This is a genomic window from Nitrosospira sp. Nsp13 (assembly GCF_900101945.1).
In the GTDB taxonomy this organism is placed as follows: Bacteria; Pseudomonadota; Gammaproteobacteria; order Burkholderiales; family Nitrosomonadaceae; genus Nitrosospira; species Nitrosospira multiformis_D.
The window spans coordinates 103,512-118,224 of record NZ_FMVD01000007.1 but is presented as its reverse complement, the minus strand read 5'-3'; the positions used below and the strand labels follow the sequence as shown (position 1 = coordinate 118,224).

The 14,713-nt window shown below is 52.5% G+C and carries 18 protein-coding genes; 11 read left to right on the top strand and 7 right to left on the bottom strand.

From position 1 onward, the window contains the following. Positions 1 to 108 precede the first annotated feature (108 nt). The 7 genes from BLO43_RS10210 to BLO43_RS10180 all read right to left on the bottom strand — a co-directional run bounded on the left by BLO43_RS10210 (position 109) and on the right by BLO43_RS10180 (position 6,294). Positions 109 to 351: a helix-turn-helix domain-containing protein gene (locus tag BLO43_RS10210; protein WP_041513144.1), complete on the bottom strand. Its 243-nt coding sequence runs from the start codon at positions 349 to 351 to the stop codon at positions 109 to 111. Continuing rightward, positions 348 to 1,361: a tRNA dihydrouridine synthase DusB gene (dusB, locus tag BLO43_RS10205; RefSeq protein ID WP_090906980.1), complete on the bottom strand. Its 1,014-nt coding sequence runs from the start codon at positions 1,359 to 1,361 to the stop codon at positions 348 to 350. Before dusB ends, BLO43_RS10210 begins: the two co-directional genes overlap by 4 nt. A gap of 212 nt (positions 1,362 to 1,573) precedes the next feature. Further along, the gene (locus BLO43_RS10200; protein ID WP_090906979.1) at positions 1,574 to 2,803 is read right to left on the bottom strand and encodes an FAD-dependent monooxygenase; all 1,230 of its coding nucleotides are present in this window, start codon (positions 2,801 to 2,803) and stop codon (positions 1,574 to 1,576) included. An 18-nt stretch (positions 2,804 to 2,821) separates the two neighbouring features. Next, on the bottom strand, positions 2,822 to 3,154 hold the full coding sequence (locus BLO43_RS10195) for a hypothetical protein (protein WP_254773423.1): 333 nt from the start codon (positions 3,152 to 3,154) through the stop codon (positions 2,822 to 2,824). Between the two features lie 22 nt (positions 3,155 to 3,176). Next, positions 3,177 to 4,499, bottom strand: coding sequence for a Xaa-Pro aminopeptidase (gene pepP / locus BLO43_RS10190; RefSeq protein ID WP_090906978.1), 1,323 nt, complete (start codon positions 4,497 to 4,499; stop codon positions 3,177 to 3,179). Between the two features lie 66 nt (positions 4,500 to 4,565). Next, entirely contained in the window at positions 4,566 to 5,270 is a 705-nt protein-coding gene (gene murU / locus BLO43_RS10185; RefSeq protein ID WP_090907018.1) for an N-acetylmuramate alpha-1-phosphate uridylyltransferase MurU, read from the bottom strand. Positions 5,271 to 5,289: 19 nt separating this feature from the next. Next, positions 5,290 to 6,294: an aminoglycoside phosphotransferase family protein gene (locus BLO43_RS10180; RefSeq protein ID WP_090906977.1), complete on the bottom strand. Its 1,005-nt coding sequence runs from the start codon at positions 6,292 to 6,294 to the stop codon at positions 5,290 to 5,292. Positions 6,295 to 6,340: 46 nt separating this feature from the next. Here BLO43_RS10180 and BLO43_RS10175 point away from each other — a divergent pair, with 46 nt between their 5' ends. From BLO43_RS10175 to BLO43_RS16795, 11 genes are all read left to right on the top strand, one after another. Beyond that, a complete protein-coding gene (locus tag BLO43_RS10175) occupies positions 6,341 to 6,688 on the top strand; it encodes an accessory factor UbiK family protein (protein ID WP_081346616.1) in 348 nt (115 codons plus the stop codon). A 110-nt stretch (positions 6,689 to 6,798) separates the two neighbouring features. After that, entirely contained in the window at positions 6,799 to 8,298 is a 1,500-nt protein-coding gene (locus BLO43_RS10170; protein WP_175443930.1) for a YifB family Mg chelatase-like AAA ATPase, read from the top strand. An 18-nt stretch (positions 8,299 to 8,316) separates the two neighbouring features. Further along, positions 8,317 to 9,528: a tyrosine-type recombinase/integrase gene (locus BLO43_RS10165; protein WP_090906976.1), complete on the top strand. Its 1,212-nt coding sequence runs from the start codon at positions 8,317 to 8,319 to the stop codon at positions 9,526 to 9,528. Between the two features lie 85 nt (positions 9,529 to 9,613). Then, positions 9,614 to 10,351 (top strand): hypothetical protein, encoded by a 738-nt coding sequence (locus BLO43_RS10160; RefSeq protein WP_139149267.1) that lies wholly within the window; start codon positions 9,614 to 9,616, stop codon positions 10,349 to 10,351. Positions 10,352 to 10,450: 99 nt separating this feature from the next. Next, a complete protein-coding gene (locus BLO43_RS10155; protein ID WP_090906974.1) occupies positions 10,451 to 11,080 on the top strand; it encodes a hypothetical protein in 630 nt (209 codons plus the stop codon). Positions 11,081 to 11,293: 213 nt separating this feature from the next. After that, positions 11,294 to 11,494 carry a helix-turn-helix transcriptional regulator gene (locus tag BLO43_RS10150; protein ID WP_090906973.1) on the top strand — a complete coding sequence of 67 codons (201 nt, stop codon included), beginning with the start codon at positions 11,294 to 11,296 and terminating at the stop codon, positions 11,492 to 11,494. After that, positions 11,494 to 11,919: a hypothetical protein gene (locus BLO43_RS10145; protein ID WP_090906972.1), complete on the top strand. Its 426-nt coding sequence runs from the start codon at positions 11,494 to 11,496 to the stop codon at positions 11,917 to 11,919. Before BLO43_RS10150 ends, BLO43_RS10145 begins: the two co-directional genes overlap by 1 nt. Next, on the top strand, positions 11,916 to 13,469 hold the full coding sequence (locus tag BLO43_RS10140; RefSeq protein WP_090906971.1) for a YfjI family protein: 1,554 nt from the start codon (positions 11,916 to 11,918) through the stop codon (positions 13,467 to 13,469). The genes BLO43_RS10145 and BLO43_RS10140 overlap by 4 nt, the downstream gene beginning before the upstream one ends. After that, positions 13,466 to 13,972, top strand: a complete 507-nt coding sequence (locus tag BLO43_RS10135; RefSeq protein WP_090906970.1) for a hypothetical protein — start codon at positions 13,466 to 13,468, stop codon at positions 13,970 to 13,972. The genes BLO43_RS10140 and BLO43_RS10135 overlap by 4 nt, the downstream gene beginning before the upstream one ends. Before the next feature lie 96 nt (positions 13,973 to 14,068). Beyond that, positions 14,069 to 14,350 (top strand): hypothetical protein, encoded by a 282-nt coding sequence (locus BLO43_RS10130; RefSeq protein WP_090906969.1) that lies wholly within the window; start codon positions 14,069 to 14,071, stop codon positions 14,348 to 14,350. After that, on the top strand, positions 14,338 to 14,505 hold the full coding sequence (locus tag BLO43_RS16795; RefSeq protein ID WP_175443929.1) for a hypothetical protein: 168 nt from the start codon (positions 14,338 to 14,340) through the stop codon (positions 14,503 to 14,505). The genes BLO43_RS10130 and BLO43_RS16795 overlap by 13 nt, the downstream gene beginning before the upstream one ends. Positions 14,506 to 14,713 lie beyond the last annotated feature (208 nt).

Sequence of the window (14,713 nt, the reverse complement as noted above, 5' to 3'; positions counted from 1 at the left end):
AATTATAGCCGAATGTATAACTCGAGCTGCCCCCAGTATCCACTCGCGCGCTATTCTAGCGGCTGCCTGGGTTGCCGGGGGCTGCTGGGGCTAATAGGGTTATCTGATCTATTTAATCTGATACTGCTTCATTTTGTTGCGCAGCGTATTGCGGTTGATGCCGAGCAACTCGGCGGCACGCGTCTGATTTCCCTTGGCGTGGTTCATCACCAGCTCGATCAGCGGCTTCTCGACGCTATGTATTACCATTTCGTAGATGGCATGGGGCTTTTCACCGTCCAGATCGTTGAAATAACCGTTCACGGCTTCACGTACACAACGGGCGATTTCGTTTTCATTAATAATGCTCATGCGACCAACTCCTCTGGCTCAACGTAAGTCAAGCGCCGGCCGTGGCCGGCAAGCTCACTAAAAAATTGGTTAACTGCCAGCACCTGCTGATCCGTCGTTTGCAATTGATTCATTGCATGACGAAATACAGCAGAGCCAACTAAACCTTTGGTGTACCAGGAGATGTGCTTGCGGGCGATGCGCACACCGGAATACTCACCGTAAAAATCATATAGGTCATGCAAATGCTCGATGAGCACACGATGAATCTCGCTCACTTCCGGTAGGTGCAGATGCTTGCCGGTGGCAAGATAGTGGTTGATCTCACGAAATATCCATGGCCGTCCCTGGGCAGCGCGACCGATCATGACGGCATCGGCCCTGGTATATTCGAGTACCCGCCTTGCCTGCTCCGGCGTGGTGATATCGCCGTTGGCGATGACCGGAATTTTCACCGCAGCTTTTACCTCGGCGATAGTGTCATACTCGGCATGCCCCGCATAAGCGCAAGCACGAGTACGCCCATGGATAGCCAGTGCCTGAACCCCGGCGCTCTCGGCAATGTTCGCCACCGCAAGTGCGTTTCTGTGCTGTGTGTCCCAGCCGGTACGGATCTTCAGCGTAACAGGAACATTTACCGCACCTACCACCGCATCAAGTATCCTTCCCACCAGCGGCTGATCCTGCAGCAAGGCGGAGCCTGCCATTACGTTGCAGATTTTTTTGGCCGGACAACCCATATTGATGTCGATAATCTGTGCCCCTTGCGCCACATTATATCGTGCGGCTTCAGCCATCATGGCCGGGTCGGCGCCTGCAATCTGCACAGAAATGGGGTCCACTTCTCCTTCATGATTAGCGCGTCTCCGGGTCTTTTCGGAACCCCACAACAACGAGTTACTCGATACCATTTCAGACACAGCCATGCCCGCACCCATGCTCTTGCACAACTGACGGAAGGGACGATCAGTGACCCCCGCCATGGGTGCAACGATAAGATTGTTTTTAAGAATATGAGGACCGATCTGCATGCTTCTGTCTTGAGTATTAGGGCCAGCCCCGAAAAATGAAGGACAAGAACAGTTCCGATTTTAACAGGCTATTGAAATTCGCGTAGCGCTGGCAGTTATCGATCATTGCACGATAGCGTATCGTTACGCGATGACATCGGATAGATGTAAGATTTTACAGGTGACACCAGCTCATATTTGCTGTAGCCCATATCGCTTTGGGGGGAGCGGATTCAACCTCTTGCACCAAACATCATGCGACGGGCGACAAAACGCTTGGCCTGCGGAAGGCAATCCAGCGCGCTTAGCCCCATGCCACGCATGCTTCCCAATACAAAATCGTCATTGGAAAAAAGTTTCACCAGGGAATCAGTGAATACTCGCCCGGTGCTACTGTCCATCCGGCGCCTATGACGATATCTTGCAAGCATTGCGGGAGTCCCTGTCTCAGCGGGAGCTGCGATAACTTCGTCAGCCAGTTCCCAGGCATCACGCAAACCCAGATTAAAACCTTGTCCCGCAACCGGATGTAGCGTTTGCGCCGCATTGCCAATCAATACCGTACGGCAAGCCGTGACCGGAGTGGCATATTTGAGCGTAAGAGGAAAACCGGAACGTTTCCCGGCCTCAACGAGCTTGCCGAGACGATCGCCGAAATGATTATGCAGCCGAACAAGAAATGCCGCGTCATCCAGAGCGAGAATCTCCTGGGCCGCTGAGGGAGAAACAGTCCACACCAGGGCAAAGTAGTCGCCCGAAGGCAGTAGCGCCACCGGGCCGTCCGGGGTGAAACGTTCATAGGCCACACCTGCCTGAGCGGGAGAACGCGTGAATTCACTCCCGCCACGGCCGGTTATTTTCGGAGAACACTCACTTTTGATACGTGCAACAACCGCCCATTGCTGGTAGTCATGCACATGCTGGGTCACGCCTTCAATTTGCGCGGTCAGGCGGCCGCCATCCGCCAGCACCAGCAGCCGGGCGGTGGCTTTTTTCATCACTCCGTCATGCTGAAATTCAATTTGCCCGGATTCGAGGCTGGCCTCCAGCCGCGTTACCTGCGCCCCGGTCAGGTAGTCAACATCGCACTTTTTCAGTGCCTTATGCATGGACCGGAATACATCATGGTGATTTATGACATAACCCAATGCCGGCACACCGATATCGTCGGCGGTCATGACGGTTCGGCCAAACCCCCCGCGATTGGAGATATGAATGGTCATAATGGGCGTGACATCCGGTAACGGCTTCCATACGCCCAGCCGTTCCAGGATGAGCCGGCTGCCGTGAGACAGCGCCAGAGGACGAGAGTCTTCCGTTTTCTCGGGTAATCCACGTGCTTCCAGCAGCAGCACGGACACGCCACCACCGCGCAATGCCAGTGCCAGTGCCATGCCTACCGGACCGCCCCCGATGATGATCAGATCGTATTCGTGCTTCAGGGTAGTCTTTTCTCGGGTCATATCTCGTACATGTGTGTCTTATTTAGTGGGTGGCTTGTCCGTTCGTTCTTCGACGATTTCAGCGTCCTCGATCACGACATATTCTCCCTCTTCCGCTTCCCTGGCTTTACGTAATTTCCGGCGTAGCCACCACAGTCGAAATGAAATACCAGCGGCGGCAACAGCGAATAAGGCAAGAAAAGCGGTAAAGAAGAAAACGCCCAAAACGGCCATGACAATCAATACAGGAATAAGGAGCAGGTAAGCTGCCCATCGACTGCCGGGGGAAACATGCACGATCTCCTCTTCCGGCATGCCCGTTTTCTCATTCCGGATGATGCGTCTTATGACTATTTTCCTGTCTTCGTCCATTATCCTGAATCCGGCAGTTGGACTACTGATCTTTCCGTTCTTGCATCAATTCTTCAATCTCCACCACTGTCTTGGGGGCAGCCAACGTCAATACTTCGCATCCGGTTTCTGTTACCACCACATCGTCTTCGATACGCACGCCGATATTCCAGAAATGCCGGGGCACGTTATCCGCGGGGCGGACGTAGCAACCCGGCTCCACTGTCAGGGTCATTCCCGGTTGCAGTGGACGCCATTCCCCATTGCGCTTGTATTCACCCGCGTCGTGCACATCGAGCCCCAGCCAGTGACCGGTACGGTGCATGTAAAAACGCTTATAGTCTTCCGACTGTATGACCGTATCCACACTACCATGGCACAGACCAAAATCAATAAAACCCTGAACCAGCACCCGCAGCGCCGCTTCATGCGGCGCGTCCCAGGGGCTGCCTGGCTGCACCGCGCTTATCGCCGCCGCCTGCGCCGACAGCACCAGTTGATACAGATCCTTTTGTGCCGGACTGAATCTTCCATCCACGGGGAAGGTGCGCGTGATGTCGGACGCATAGCCATCCAGCTCGCAGCCCGCGTCGATCAGTAACAAATCACCCGCATTCAGGGGAGCGTTGTTCTCGATATAGTGCAATACACAGGCATTGGCGCCGCCTGCGACGATAGACGTATAGGCGGGTGCTTGCGCCCCATGACGGCGGAACTCATGCAGCAGTCCGGCCTCCACTTCATATTCGCTCATACCGGGCCGGGTTTCCCGCATTGCACGGCGATGGGCGCCACTGGAAATCTCGGCCGCGCGGCGCATGACCTGAAGTTCTTCCGTGCTTTTGAATAGACGCATCTCATCCAGCAGAGGACGGACATCATGAATTCCGGCGGGCGCGGTGATTCCGCTCCGCGTCTGTTGCCGTACTTGATTGATCCAGCCGGTTACACGTGTGTCCCATGCTGTATCGTGTCCCAACGAGTAATGCACAGTGGTCTGGTTTGCCAGTAACCCCGGCAGCATGTCGTCCAACCTGCATATAGGGTAGGCCTCATCGAAATCGAATGTATTTCGCGCAGCCTCGGGGCCATAACGGAAACCGTCCCAGATTTCCCGCTCCAGATCCTTGTCGCGGCAGAACAGTATCTGTCTGGACATCTCCCCATTGGCCTCCGCCACAATCACCAGTACCGCTTCCGGTTCGCGGAAACCTGTCAGGTAATAGAAATAACTGTCGAAGCGATAGGGATAATACGCATCGCGATTCCGCACCTGTTCCGGTGCGGTGGGAATGATGGCAACACCTTTTTGCATCCGGGATGCCAAATGCCGGCGGCGCTCGCGGAATGATTTAATTGGGATCATTACTAATCATTTTTACAGTATTTGCAGGATAACGCAAAGCAAGTATGAAGGTTTCTCATCCGTTTCTCATCCTTCACGCAGTTGAACATCAAGCAAGTGCAAACGTTCCGGCGTACCCACGTCCACCCATCTCCCTCGATAATATTGGCCGCTAATTTTTCCAGCCGCAATTGCCTGGCGCAGCAACGGCGCGAGCTTTGCCACCGTGCCAGGCACAACATCCTTGAACAATCTGGGCTGATACACGCCGATACCGCTAAAAGTAAGATTATCTTTCCCTGAAGGGGTTACTCTGTCGGAATCGAGACCAAAATCACCACTGATATGCTGGGCCGGGTTATCCACCAGCACCAGATGCGCGAGATCCTCATCAGGATTGGTTTGCATATGCCTCAGGACCGGCAATAGTATCGAAAAATCGATTTCGCAATAAATATCGGCGTTCACTGTCACGAATGGCTGCTCCCCCTCAGTATTTCTCGACCCAGCTTGCAAAATAGTCAGCGCCTGGGCGATACCGCCGGCGGTTTCCAAGGCGGCCGGCTCGCGCGAATAACGGATGTCGACACCGTATCGTTCTCCATCACCCAGCGCAGCCTCGATCATCTGGCCCAGATGAGCATGGTTGATGACCACGTCCACAAAACCCGCGCGTGCGAGGTTTTCCAGATGATACTCAATCAACGACTTGCCCCCTGCGCGCAGCAACGGCTTGGGCAGCGCATCAGTCAGGGGACGCATGCGATCGCCGCGTCCCGCGGCCAGAATCATGGCCTTGAACGGTGCCATTTCAGAATGTGTAGCCAACATTTGCTTCCGGCGGTTTGTTTTCCAGCCCATCCAGCAGTGTCAGCAAAGGATTAAGTTCGCGGTAGCGCTCACAGGCCTTGCGCAAGTATTCCATTACCAATGGCATATCCCTGAGATAACCCGCTTTGGCGTCGCGGTGATACAGGCGCGCGAATATCCCCAACACCTTGATATGACGCTGTACGCCCATCCATTCGAAATCGCGATAAAAATCAGCGAAATCGGCAGCCACCGGCAACCCCGCTTTTCGTGCTTCCTCCCAGTAGCGTATTATCCAGTCCAGGATACGTTCCTCGTCCCAGCGGATATAGGCGTCCTTGAATAGCGACACCAGATCGTAGGTGATGGGGCCATAAACCGCGTCCTGAAAATCAACAATGCCGGGATTGGGAGTCGTAACCATCAGATTACGAGAGTGGTAGTCGCGGTGCACGAACACTCTGGACTGAGCAAGGTTGTTCTGTATGATTTGTTTGAAAATTGCATCGAGTTCCACTTTCTGGTTTAGCCCAGGCGACGCCCCCAAATGCTTCGCCAGATACCAATCCGGGAAGAGATTCAGCTCTCTCAGCAATAACGCTTCATCGTATTCCGGCAACACGCCGGGGCGGCTCGCCAGCTGAATTTTAATGAGCGCCGCCACCGCATCGCGATATAAGCGGTCGGCGTTATCGGGATCGCCATTCAGCGCCTGGAGGTAAGTGGTACTTTCAAGATCCGAAAGCAGCAGGAAACCCTGTGTCAGATCCTGCGCCAATACGGCGGGCACATGCACACCGGCGGCGGCGAATAGTTCGGCCACATGCACAAAGGGCACGCAATCCTCCCATCGCGGAGGTGCATCCATCACGACTAATGTTCCATCGTCGAAAGTCGCACGAAAATAACGGCGGAAACTCGCATCGGCGGAAGCCGGTGACAATGTGAAGTCTTTATCGGGAAACTGCGTCTTGATCCAGTTTTCCAGAAGTTGCAAGCGTTCCATAATAATCCGCTGATTTGCCTAAATGCCAGAAGTATGAGATTTTATCATGCATGCATCACTCCTCATCCAGCCGGATGACGGAGCGACAATCATGGAGGAAATCATGCTCAATCAAAAAGTATTGGACGAAATCGTAACCAAAGTCAATGATCTGCTGGCGCAGAGCCCTGTGAAGGATGTGGAGAAAAATCTGAGAGTGATGCTGTCGGGAATGTTCACCCGGCTGGATCTGGTAACGCGTGAAGAATTCGAGGTACAGCAGGAAGTCGTAAAACGCACGCGCGAAAAATTGACCATGCTGGAAGCGAGAATCGCCGGGCTGGAAAATCCCACGAAATCAGACAGTCTGGATACTCCAGTAGAAACGCTAGATGATCTGACGGAAACGGAATAATCGAAATACGCAGGATATGCAAAAACGCTAGAAAATATGCCTCTATGCGATTTCAACAACCCGCATCTACTTGTGTTGATTCTACTTTCTCCTGACTGAGAATTTCTTGCATGCCGCTTGCTATTCTTTATAGCCGCGCTATCTCGGGTATGGAGTCGCCGCTGGTTACGGTGGAAGCTCACATCGCCAATGGTTTGCCCAGTTTCACCATCGTCGGGTTGCCGGAAGCGGAAGTCAAGGAAAGCAAAGACAGGGTGCGGGCAGCGCTGCAAAACGCGCAATTCGAATTTCCCGCCCGGCGTATTACGGTCAACCTCGCCCCCGCCGATCTCCCCAAGGAAAGCGGGCGCTTTGATCTACCTATCGCGTTGGGCATACTCGCGGCGACGGGGCAAATTCCTTCGAATAAACTTGATCAGTACGAATGGGCGGGCGAACTCGCCCTGACCGGAGAATTGCGCGCGATACGCGGCGCATTGGCGATGACTTACGGGGCATCGCGTTCGGGGCGCAGTTTCGTGCTACCGCAACAAAATGCCGCCGAGGCCGCTCTGGTTAAGGCAGCAATAGTCTATCCCGCAACATCATTATTACAGATTTGCGCACACCTTGCCGGACGCGAGCTGTTGTCGCGTTATATCGCAGATGATGGGGCAAGCGCGGAAGGCAACCCGGAAACCGGCGTAACTCAGTACCCTGGCATGGAGGACGTCAAAGGCCAGGCGCATGCAAAGCGCGCGCTGGAAATTGCAGCAGCCGGCAATCATAGTATGCTGATGGTGGGTCCGCCCGGCACGGGTAAATCCATGCTGGCGGCACGTTTCCCCGGCATTCTGCCGTCCATGACCGAAGATGAGGCGCTTGAATCCGCCGCGATGCAATCCTTGAGTAGCGGAGGCTTCAACGTTGCCCACTGGAAACGCCGCCCTTACCGTTCGCCACATCATACCGCCTCAGGCGTTGCCCTGGTCGGTGGCGGCAGCAATCCGCGCCCTGGCGAGATCTCATTGGCAATGAATGGCGTGCTGTTTCTCGATGAACTGCCTGAATTTGACCGTAAAGTGCTGGAGGTACTACGTGAGCCGCTGGAATCGGGGCGTATCACCATATCGCGCGCAGCGCGCCAAGCGGACTTTCCCGCCCGATTCCAGTTGATCGCGGCGATGAACCCCTGTCCCTGTGGTTACCTCGGACACTACAGCGGGAAATGCCGCTGTACCTCCGATCAGGTGTCCCGTTATCGCGGCAAAATCTCCGGCCCCCTGCTTGATCGCATCGATATACAGATCGAAGTGCCCGCCGCGCCCCAGGAAGACCTCATGCGCCAGAGTCAGAGTGAATCAAGTGGTTCCATCAGGCAGCGGGTCGAGTCAGCCTATCAGCGGCAATTGACACGCCAGGGCAAGCCCAATGCACGGCTAACGGTAAAGGAAATTGACAAGTACTGCGTGCCGGATACTTTGGGAGAGAAAGGCGTCAGGGTAATATCACAAAGTTTCATATCCTATCTTAGAGCCTTTATACAAGCTGTTTTTAGGCTATTTACGGTTTCACACTGTATCACTAGGTATTGCATAATCTCAATTGTTGTTGTAGAGTGGCACGTATAGCATCTCTATGGCTACAAAATGGGCGCAACAGAAAAATTCTCGGATCTTACAGTCAAGCGGCTGAGCAAGCCCGGCGTGTATGGCGACGGGCGCGGCTTGTATATTCGCGTGACTGAAGGTGGATCCAAACATTGGATACACCGCTTCACACTCCGAGGTAAAGCTCATTGGATGGGGCTCGGCCCTTATCCGGAAATTACCCTTACTGAAGCTCGCCTAAAGAACCTGGAGGCACGGCGCACCCGGCTTACAGGTGTCAATCCCATCAATGCGCGCAATGCCGCAAACGCCAAAGCGCTGACCATTACCTTTCAGGAATGTGCTGATCAGTATATTTCCTCCCACCGTAGCGGCTGGAAAGACCCTAATCATGTCGTCAACTGGACAAATACCATTGCGACTTATTGCGGTCCGATTATTGGCAAACTGCCAGTGAATGAAATCGATGTCGCCTTAATCATGAGAGTACTGGACCCGATCTGGTCAACGAAGGTTGCAACGGCGAAGAGTCTGCGTGGCCGGATGGAATCAATAATTGATTGGGCAACAGTGCGCGGATACCGGGAAGGCGAGAATCCGGCTCGATGGAAAGGGAAATTGGATCACCTGCTACCGAAGTCAAGCAAACTGAAAAAGACAACGCACCATGCTGCGCTAGGTTACACGCAAATGGCAGAGTTAATGTTAAGACTAAGGCAACAGGACGGAATCGCAGCCAAGGCCCTAGAATTAGCTATCTTGACCGCTTGTCGCTCAGGCGAGGTTCGGTTAGCTACTTGGGGAGAGATTAGCCTTAAAAATCGGGTATGGATTATCCCTGAAGAGCGCATGAAGGCCGGCAAAGAGCATCGCATACCGCTTTCTGATGCAGCAATGGCCGTACTCGATCAGATGGACAAAACTACCGAGTTAATTTTTCCTGGACAGCGAGGGCGGCCATTAGGCGATGGACGCCTGTATGAAGTGATTCGCAGAGCGGGTTTCGACAACGTGACCGTTCACGGGTTTCGTTCAACCTTTCGGGATTGGGCGGCTGAGTCTACCGCATACCCTCAACACGTCGCTGAGATGGCCCTGGCGCATTCAATCGGGGATAAGGTAGAGGCGGCTTACCGCAGAGGCGATCTATTCACCAAGCGCACCAGAATGATGCAGGACTGGGCCCAATTTTGTAATCAGACACAGAGCGGGGATGTAGTGCCGCTGAGAAAGAGCAACACCGTGACCTGACGGACTTCAGGAAATAGCGGGGCGAAAGGTGGTTGAGACACCAGACACCCCTGACCACAACGCAACCTTAGCGGAGGTACGCATCATGGCTAACGCCAATTCTACACCTGTTTCAAATAAATCCATCGAAGCACAACGTTTGCTGACCTATAGCGGGCATCACGGCAAATCTTATAGCGGCACAGGGCCGGAGCTCGTCTCGGCGGGGCTTGTTAAGTTAGAGTGGCTTCCTGGGGTTAATGGCAACGCAAGAACGGCCACCAGAGTGGGCATGATTGATGGCGAGATGAAGCTTTTACCTTTTGGGAAAATGGCAACGAGCGCGCAAGAGGAAGACGGCCTCATCCACATTCACAGAGCAAGCAAAACTAAATTCCATGTTTCAGTCAGATTAAAAAAAGAAGAGAGGCAGCGCCAGCAGGAGCAATGGGAACGGGAAGCTCGAATGAAGGAAATCGAGAAGGCTCATAAAGACAGGGATGATGGTATTGCCTGTATCCCCGCGGATCATAAAGCATACGTGGAAGATCAGGTCCGTTCTCTTGATTGCATGATGTCAGTAATGCGTGACAAGCTCACTAGGGGCTTCGGGTACAGCGGTGGATATTATTTCTCTCAAGAGATCGTGGATGAGTTTGATACCGTTGTCGAGCGTCTTACTCAACTTCTTCAGGAAGGGCGCGTCTATTTTAATAAAGAGACAAGAGGGCGAGAAATTGCCAAGATAGAAAGTAAGTTCAGGGATAAAAATCCGGACTTTTCTGCATTTATGGCAACCACACTGGCGATCGGCAAGGCTGCGACATTGAATAACCTAGAATAGCCGTCACGGTTTCACGTCACCCCTAGCTCGGCCAAGCGAAAAGCGGAAACCTTCACCGCCTGGGGTGACATCTTATTGAAGGCACTTGAGGGAGTGCTCATGGAAAGTTGGGATTTTTTGCGATTACGGAGTGCGGTGTTACATGATCTTCATCAATTTGTAAAGGAGGGTTATTACGGCTCCCTTCCGTCTTATAGCGCCGAGAGTTGCAAACTCGACTATGAGCTCGGTAAGGACTTGCTGTTTTCTTCCCGTCCGGAAATGACTATGAGACAGCGCGCGGCGAGCGATGTATTAATGCGGCTGGGGCTCTGTGGCGCCATTGAGGCTTCGCTCGAGCTATTCGAGGATGAGGAGACCCGGAATAACGCAAGACAAAAGCTTAGCGCCATGAAAGCGGAATTGCCTGAGTTCGTTCATCTCTATGCTGAGTATTTGCATGAGGAGGATCGGAAACGTTTGCTTGCGAATTTAGGAAAGGAACCGATCTCAACAGATATTCGTGCCGATCGCTGGCCATGGGGAAATCATGAAACCGAGTTGCTAAAAAAAATGGCGCTGGCAGCAAATAAGTTTTGGAAACTCTACGACCCTTCCGACCCGGCAACCGCGCCCACAAATGATCAGGTTGAGTCATTTTTGAAGGAGGAAGGGGTATCTTCTCGAACCGCACAAATAATGGCAACGATCCTCCGCGCGGACGGGTTACCAAGTGGTCCGCGCAAATGAGTTCCCCGCGCCCATCAAACCCAATACAGATAAAGGGTTCGCGTATTTTTAAGAGTGAGCCGCGCCCTCTTTGCCGCGCTAACTGCGCCTATTACTCCCCTGTATTAATTGATCTAATTGCGGCTGTTGTATCCAGTAATCTCACTTAATCCCACAACTAACGACAGTGACATATATGAATAATCAGTATCAAACCTCAGTACAGGAGAAAGTATGAAATTAAAAGAACCAGACTACATGCGTGAGAAAGCGCTCTTACGAGATAAGTTTCCATTTTCACATGCGACTTTATGGCGCAAGGCGAAAGAAGAGGAAGGGTTTCCAAAACCATACAGATTGTCCGCGCGAATTACTGCCTGGAAAACAAGCGAAGTGAATGCTTATCTGGAATCAAAATCAGCGAAGGGGGCTTGATGAACCCTATAAAAGAAAACGCCCCGGCGGGAACCAGGGCGTCATTTGAAACAAAACTCAACCAGAATTATAAACGAAGAATGCCCGCTTATGGCAAGCAGTTTATGGAAATGCGGCAAGCAAGAAAAATCCCAAGTAACAGAGTCATGGTTACATTCGATTGGAATCTGGCGAAAGCTTACCCGCGCATCGTAATCGCCGATGACACACCAGCAGGCCAACTGAATTTTAATTATCTGGCCGGCCTCGCGGTTCAAATCGTTTACCGTCGCAAAGACGCGCACCGCGTAAGAGATGTTGTCGATGCAATTCTTGAAATCAATCCCTCCTGCCTTGCGATCTTTGCGCTTGATCTGGTGGATACGGGTAACGCCGCAGTGCTCATAAAGCCCTACCAGGACATTCAAATAGCGGAGGCCGCATGATAAGCGCGCTGCAAGCAAGGGACACAACCCCTGAAGCACAAGCCGCTTTCATAGCTATAACGAAACCACCAATCGAGATAAAGATTCCTCGGCCCGAGCCACTTCCCACGCTTCCTGGTGTGTCGCCATTCGACTATTCCTATCTGCCGGATGCGCTACGCGATTATGTGCGGGATATTTCCGAACGGATGCAGTGCCCCCCAGACTTCGCGGCGGTGGGCGTAATGGTGATGATGTCTACAATTACCGGCCGCAAGGTTGGCATACGACCCATGCGCAATAACGATTGGACAGTGATCCCTAATCTCTGGGGAGCTGTTGTGGGAAATTCCGGCGTGATGAAAAGTCCCACATTAAAATCAGCGTTATCTCCAATTAAGAAACTACAGGCAACGGCTTTCGATGTCTTCAATAAGGCCAAAGCAGAATACGACACACAAACTGAACTTGCCAAGCTCCAACAGTCGGTAAACAAAACAAAGGCGCGTGAATCGTTAAAAAAGAGTGACACCGCCGATGTTTCGAAATTGCTGCAATCCAGTGAGCCAGACGCTGCGCCTATCCTGAAACGCTACATTACCAATAACGCCAGCTATGAGGCCCTGGGTGAATTGTTGATGGAGAATCCGAACGGCTTGCTAGTCGAAGCCGACGAGATAGTAGGATTGCTGAAACAGCTTGATGCAAGCGGCCAAGAGGTTGCGAGATCGTTTTACCTCACTGCTGCTGATGGAGATGCCCCCTACACCTTTGACCGGATCATGCGCGGCAAGGGATTGCATATTGAGGCCCTGTGCCTATCGATTATTGGCGGCATACAACCTGGCGTATTAGCGGAATATGTACGCCAGGCGACCGGCGGCGGTGCGGGGGCGGACGGACTGCTGCAGCGTTTTGGATTGGTAGTGTATCCCGACATTTCCCCCAACTGGAAAGAAGTAGACCGTTATCCAAACAGCACGGCGCGGGAGACGGTGAACATGGTTGCCGAAAGACTGGACAACTTAAACCCAACCGAGATCGGTGCGGAAGATGATCTGTACGGCAATGTTCCATTCCTCCGCTTCGACAATGAGGCGCAAATACTGTTTTCAGAATGGCGTTCAGCACTGGAACACAGATTAAGGTCGGGCGAAGAGCATCCGGCTATCGTGTCGCATCTATCGAAATATCGAAAGCTAGTCCCCTCACTGGCGCTTATAAATCATTTATGCGATACGAAGCATGGCGCTGTGACGGAAGCGGCTCTGCTTCGCGCTATCGCGTTCAGTGAGTACCTTGAAAGCCACGCGCAACGAATATACAGCTACGCCACCCGACCGGATATAGATGCAGCAAAAACGCTTCTCAAGCGATTGGCCGGCGGTAAGTTGCCGAATCCGTTCAAGGCCCGCGATATCTCCCAGAAGGGCTGGGCAGGGCTAGAGAACCCGAGCAAGACGCAATCCGCAATCAATCTGCTGCTGGAATACCACCACCTAACCGAAGAAGAGATAACCACAGGCGGACGACCAACAACGCATTACCACTGGATCAAGGGGGCAGTATGAGCGCATACCTTGCAAGACTGAAGCAGTTCGAAAAAGAAAAAAATTATCTATATACCCCTGAGATAGAACCTTCAAAACCCTCAAAAGCACCTTTTGAACCTTTTGAGGGGAACATTCCAGGGGATATATCAGAAAATATATTTGTTACGGAAGAGGACGGAACTGTCGCGAATGTCGCCACTGTCAGTGTCACAAACCCTTGGAAGGACGAAACCGATGAGCTAAAGGAAGAAGGCAGACAGCAGCGTGTATTGGGAATGCTCAGCAATAACCCGACGCTCAAGTATGCGGTATTGGTGGATGACGCTACCACCGACCCCGTACTGCTAACGGTAGGCATACGCGAGCTTGCAACGTTCGATATGGAAATCCCAAAGGCGAATTACGATGGAATTGCCTTGCTCCAGGTAATCGAGCAATTCAGCACTGAGGCTAACCCCTTACCGGAAGGGAAAGAATGCAGCCAAGCACATCCTGGCGAGCAGCAAAGGAAGGCGGCATGACACCGGGCCTTAGGTCTTCACAGCACTCCGCTCCAGACCGTGCTGCTACCATTCCCTTCATAAACCGTAACAATTTAAGTAAAAAAAGGAAAATAAATGAGTAATCCAGAGCTAGACGAAGAAATTATGAATACCCTTGAGAATGCGACCGGCGTTTATCAACAGGTCATAGATTTAATGATGATCGCAATTCGCAAGAACAGGCCGGAAGCTGCAAAAGATATTGATGACATAGTCAATGGAGGGCTGGCTAGACTTATCTTGCAGGCTGATGCTAAAGGGATGGAACTGTACGCGATCGATAAAGATAAGCAGGTTATTGGCGGGTGCCTGCTCGCGTACCGCAAAGGAGAGGAGAGCGAGCGATGGGTAAATTAAACGGACTTGGCCGGACTTTCTTTTCTTCCATGATCAAGGGTGCCAAGCGCAGCGATGCGCTGAGGAAAAGGAAGATCGAGAAAGAGCTTAGGGAAATGGGATTCTCGCGCATGAAGTCCAAGATGAAAGTCGCTGACTTGGACAACGGAAGGTGAGTATATCCCGCTACATTGAGACCTCATTACCACCGGGCCCGGAAAGAGATCAGATTATTGGATTGGTCAACCTGGGCTTGTCATTCCAGCAGCAACAGAATAAGGGGCGCCGACCCGGCCCCTTGAAAGCGTATCTTTTAAAGTTGATTCAGAAAATTGACGGCCCGGTAACCTTCGGCAGGCTGTTAGAAGAATTGGAGCTCGAGGC

Bases quoted from the DNA above. Each gene is read 5' to 3' on its own strand.
- BLO43_RS10155 (WP_090906974.1), top strand. From the start codon at position 10,451: ATGGAAAGTTGGGATTTTTTGCGATTACGGAGTGCGGTGTTACATGAT.
- BLO43_RS10195 (WP_254773423.1), bottom strand. From the start codon at position 3,154: ATGGACGAAGACAGGAAAATAGTCATAAGACGCATCATCCGGAATGAG.
- BLO43_RS10210 (WP_041513144.1), bottom strand. From the start codon at position 351: ATGAGCATTATTAATGAAAACGAAATCGCCCGTTGTGTACGTGAAGCC.
- murU (WP_090907018.1), bottom strand. From the start codon at position 5,270: ATGATTCTGGCCGCGGGACGCGGCGATCGCATGCGTCCCCTGACTGAT.
- BLO43_RS10145 (WP_090906972.1), top strand. From the start codon at position 11,494: ATGAACCCTATAAAAGAAAACGCCCCGGCGGGAACCAGGGCGTCATTT.
- BLO43_RS10170 (WP_175443930.1), top strand. From the start codon at position 6,799: ATGCCGCTTGCTATTCTTTATAGCCGCGCTATCTCGGGTATGGAGTCG.
- BLO43_RS10130 (WP_090906969.1), top strand. From the start codon at position 14,069: ATGAGTAATCCAGAGCTAGACGAAGAAATTATGAATACCCTTGAGAAT.
- dusB (WP_090906980.1), bottom strand. From the start codon at position 1,361: ATGCAGATCGGTCCTCATATTCTTAAAAACAATCTTATCGTTGCACCC.
- BLO43_RS10165 (WP_090906976.1), top strand. From the start codon at position 8,317: ATGGGCGCAACAGAAAAATTCTCGGATCTTACAGTCAAGCGGCTGAGC.
- BLO43_RS10175 (WP_081346616.1), top strand. From the start codon at position 6,341: ATGCATGCATCACTCCTCATCCAGCCGGATGACGGAGCGACAATCATG.
- pepP (WP_090906978.1), bottom strand. From the start codon at position 4,499: ATGATCCCAATTAAATCATTCCGCGAGCGCCGCCGGCATTTGGCATCC.
- BLO43_RS10200 (WP_090906979.1), bottom strand. From the start codon at position 2,803: ATGACCCGAGAAAAGACTACCCTGAAGCACGAATACGATCTGATCATC.
- BLO43_RS10140 (WP_090906971.1), top strand. From the start codon at position 11,916: ATGATAAGCGCGCTGCAAGCAAGGGACACAACCCCTGAAGCACAAGCC.
- BLO43_RS10150 (WP_090906973.1), top strand. From the start codon at position 11,294: ATGAAATTAAAAGAACCAGACTACATGCGTGAGAAAGCGCTCTTACGA.
- BLO43_RS10135 (WP_090906970.1), top strand. From the start codon at position 13,466: ATGAGCGCATACCTTGCAAGACTGAAGCAGTTCGAAAAAGAAAAAAAT.
- BLO43_RS10160 (WP_139149267.1), top strand. From the start codon at position 9,614: ATGGCTAACGCCAATTCTACACCTGTTTCAAATAAATCCATCGAAGCA.
- BLO43_RS10180 (WP_090906977.1), bottom strand. From the start codon at position 6,294: ATGGAACGCTTGCAACTTCTGGAAAACTGGATCAAGACGCAGTTTCCC.
- BLO43_RS16795 (WP_175443929.1), top strand. From the start codon at position 14,338: ATGGGTAAATTAAACGGACTTGGCCGGACTTTCTTTTCTTCCATGATC.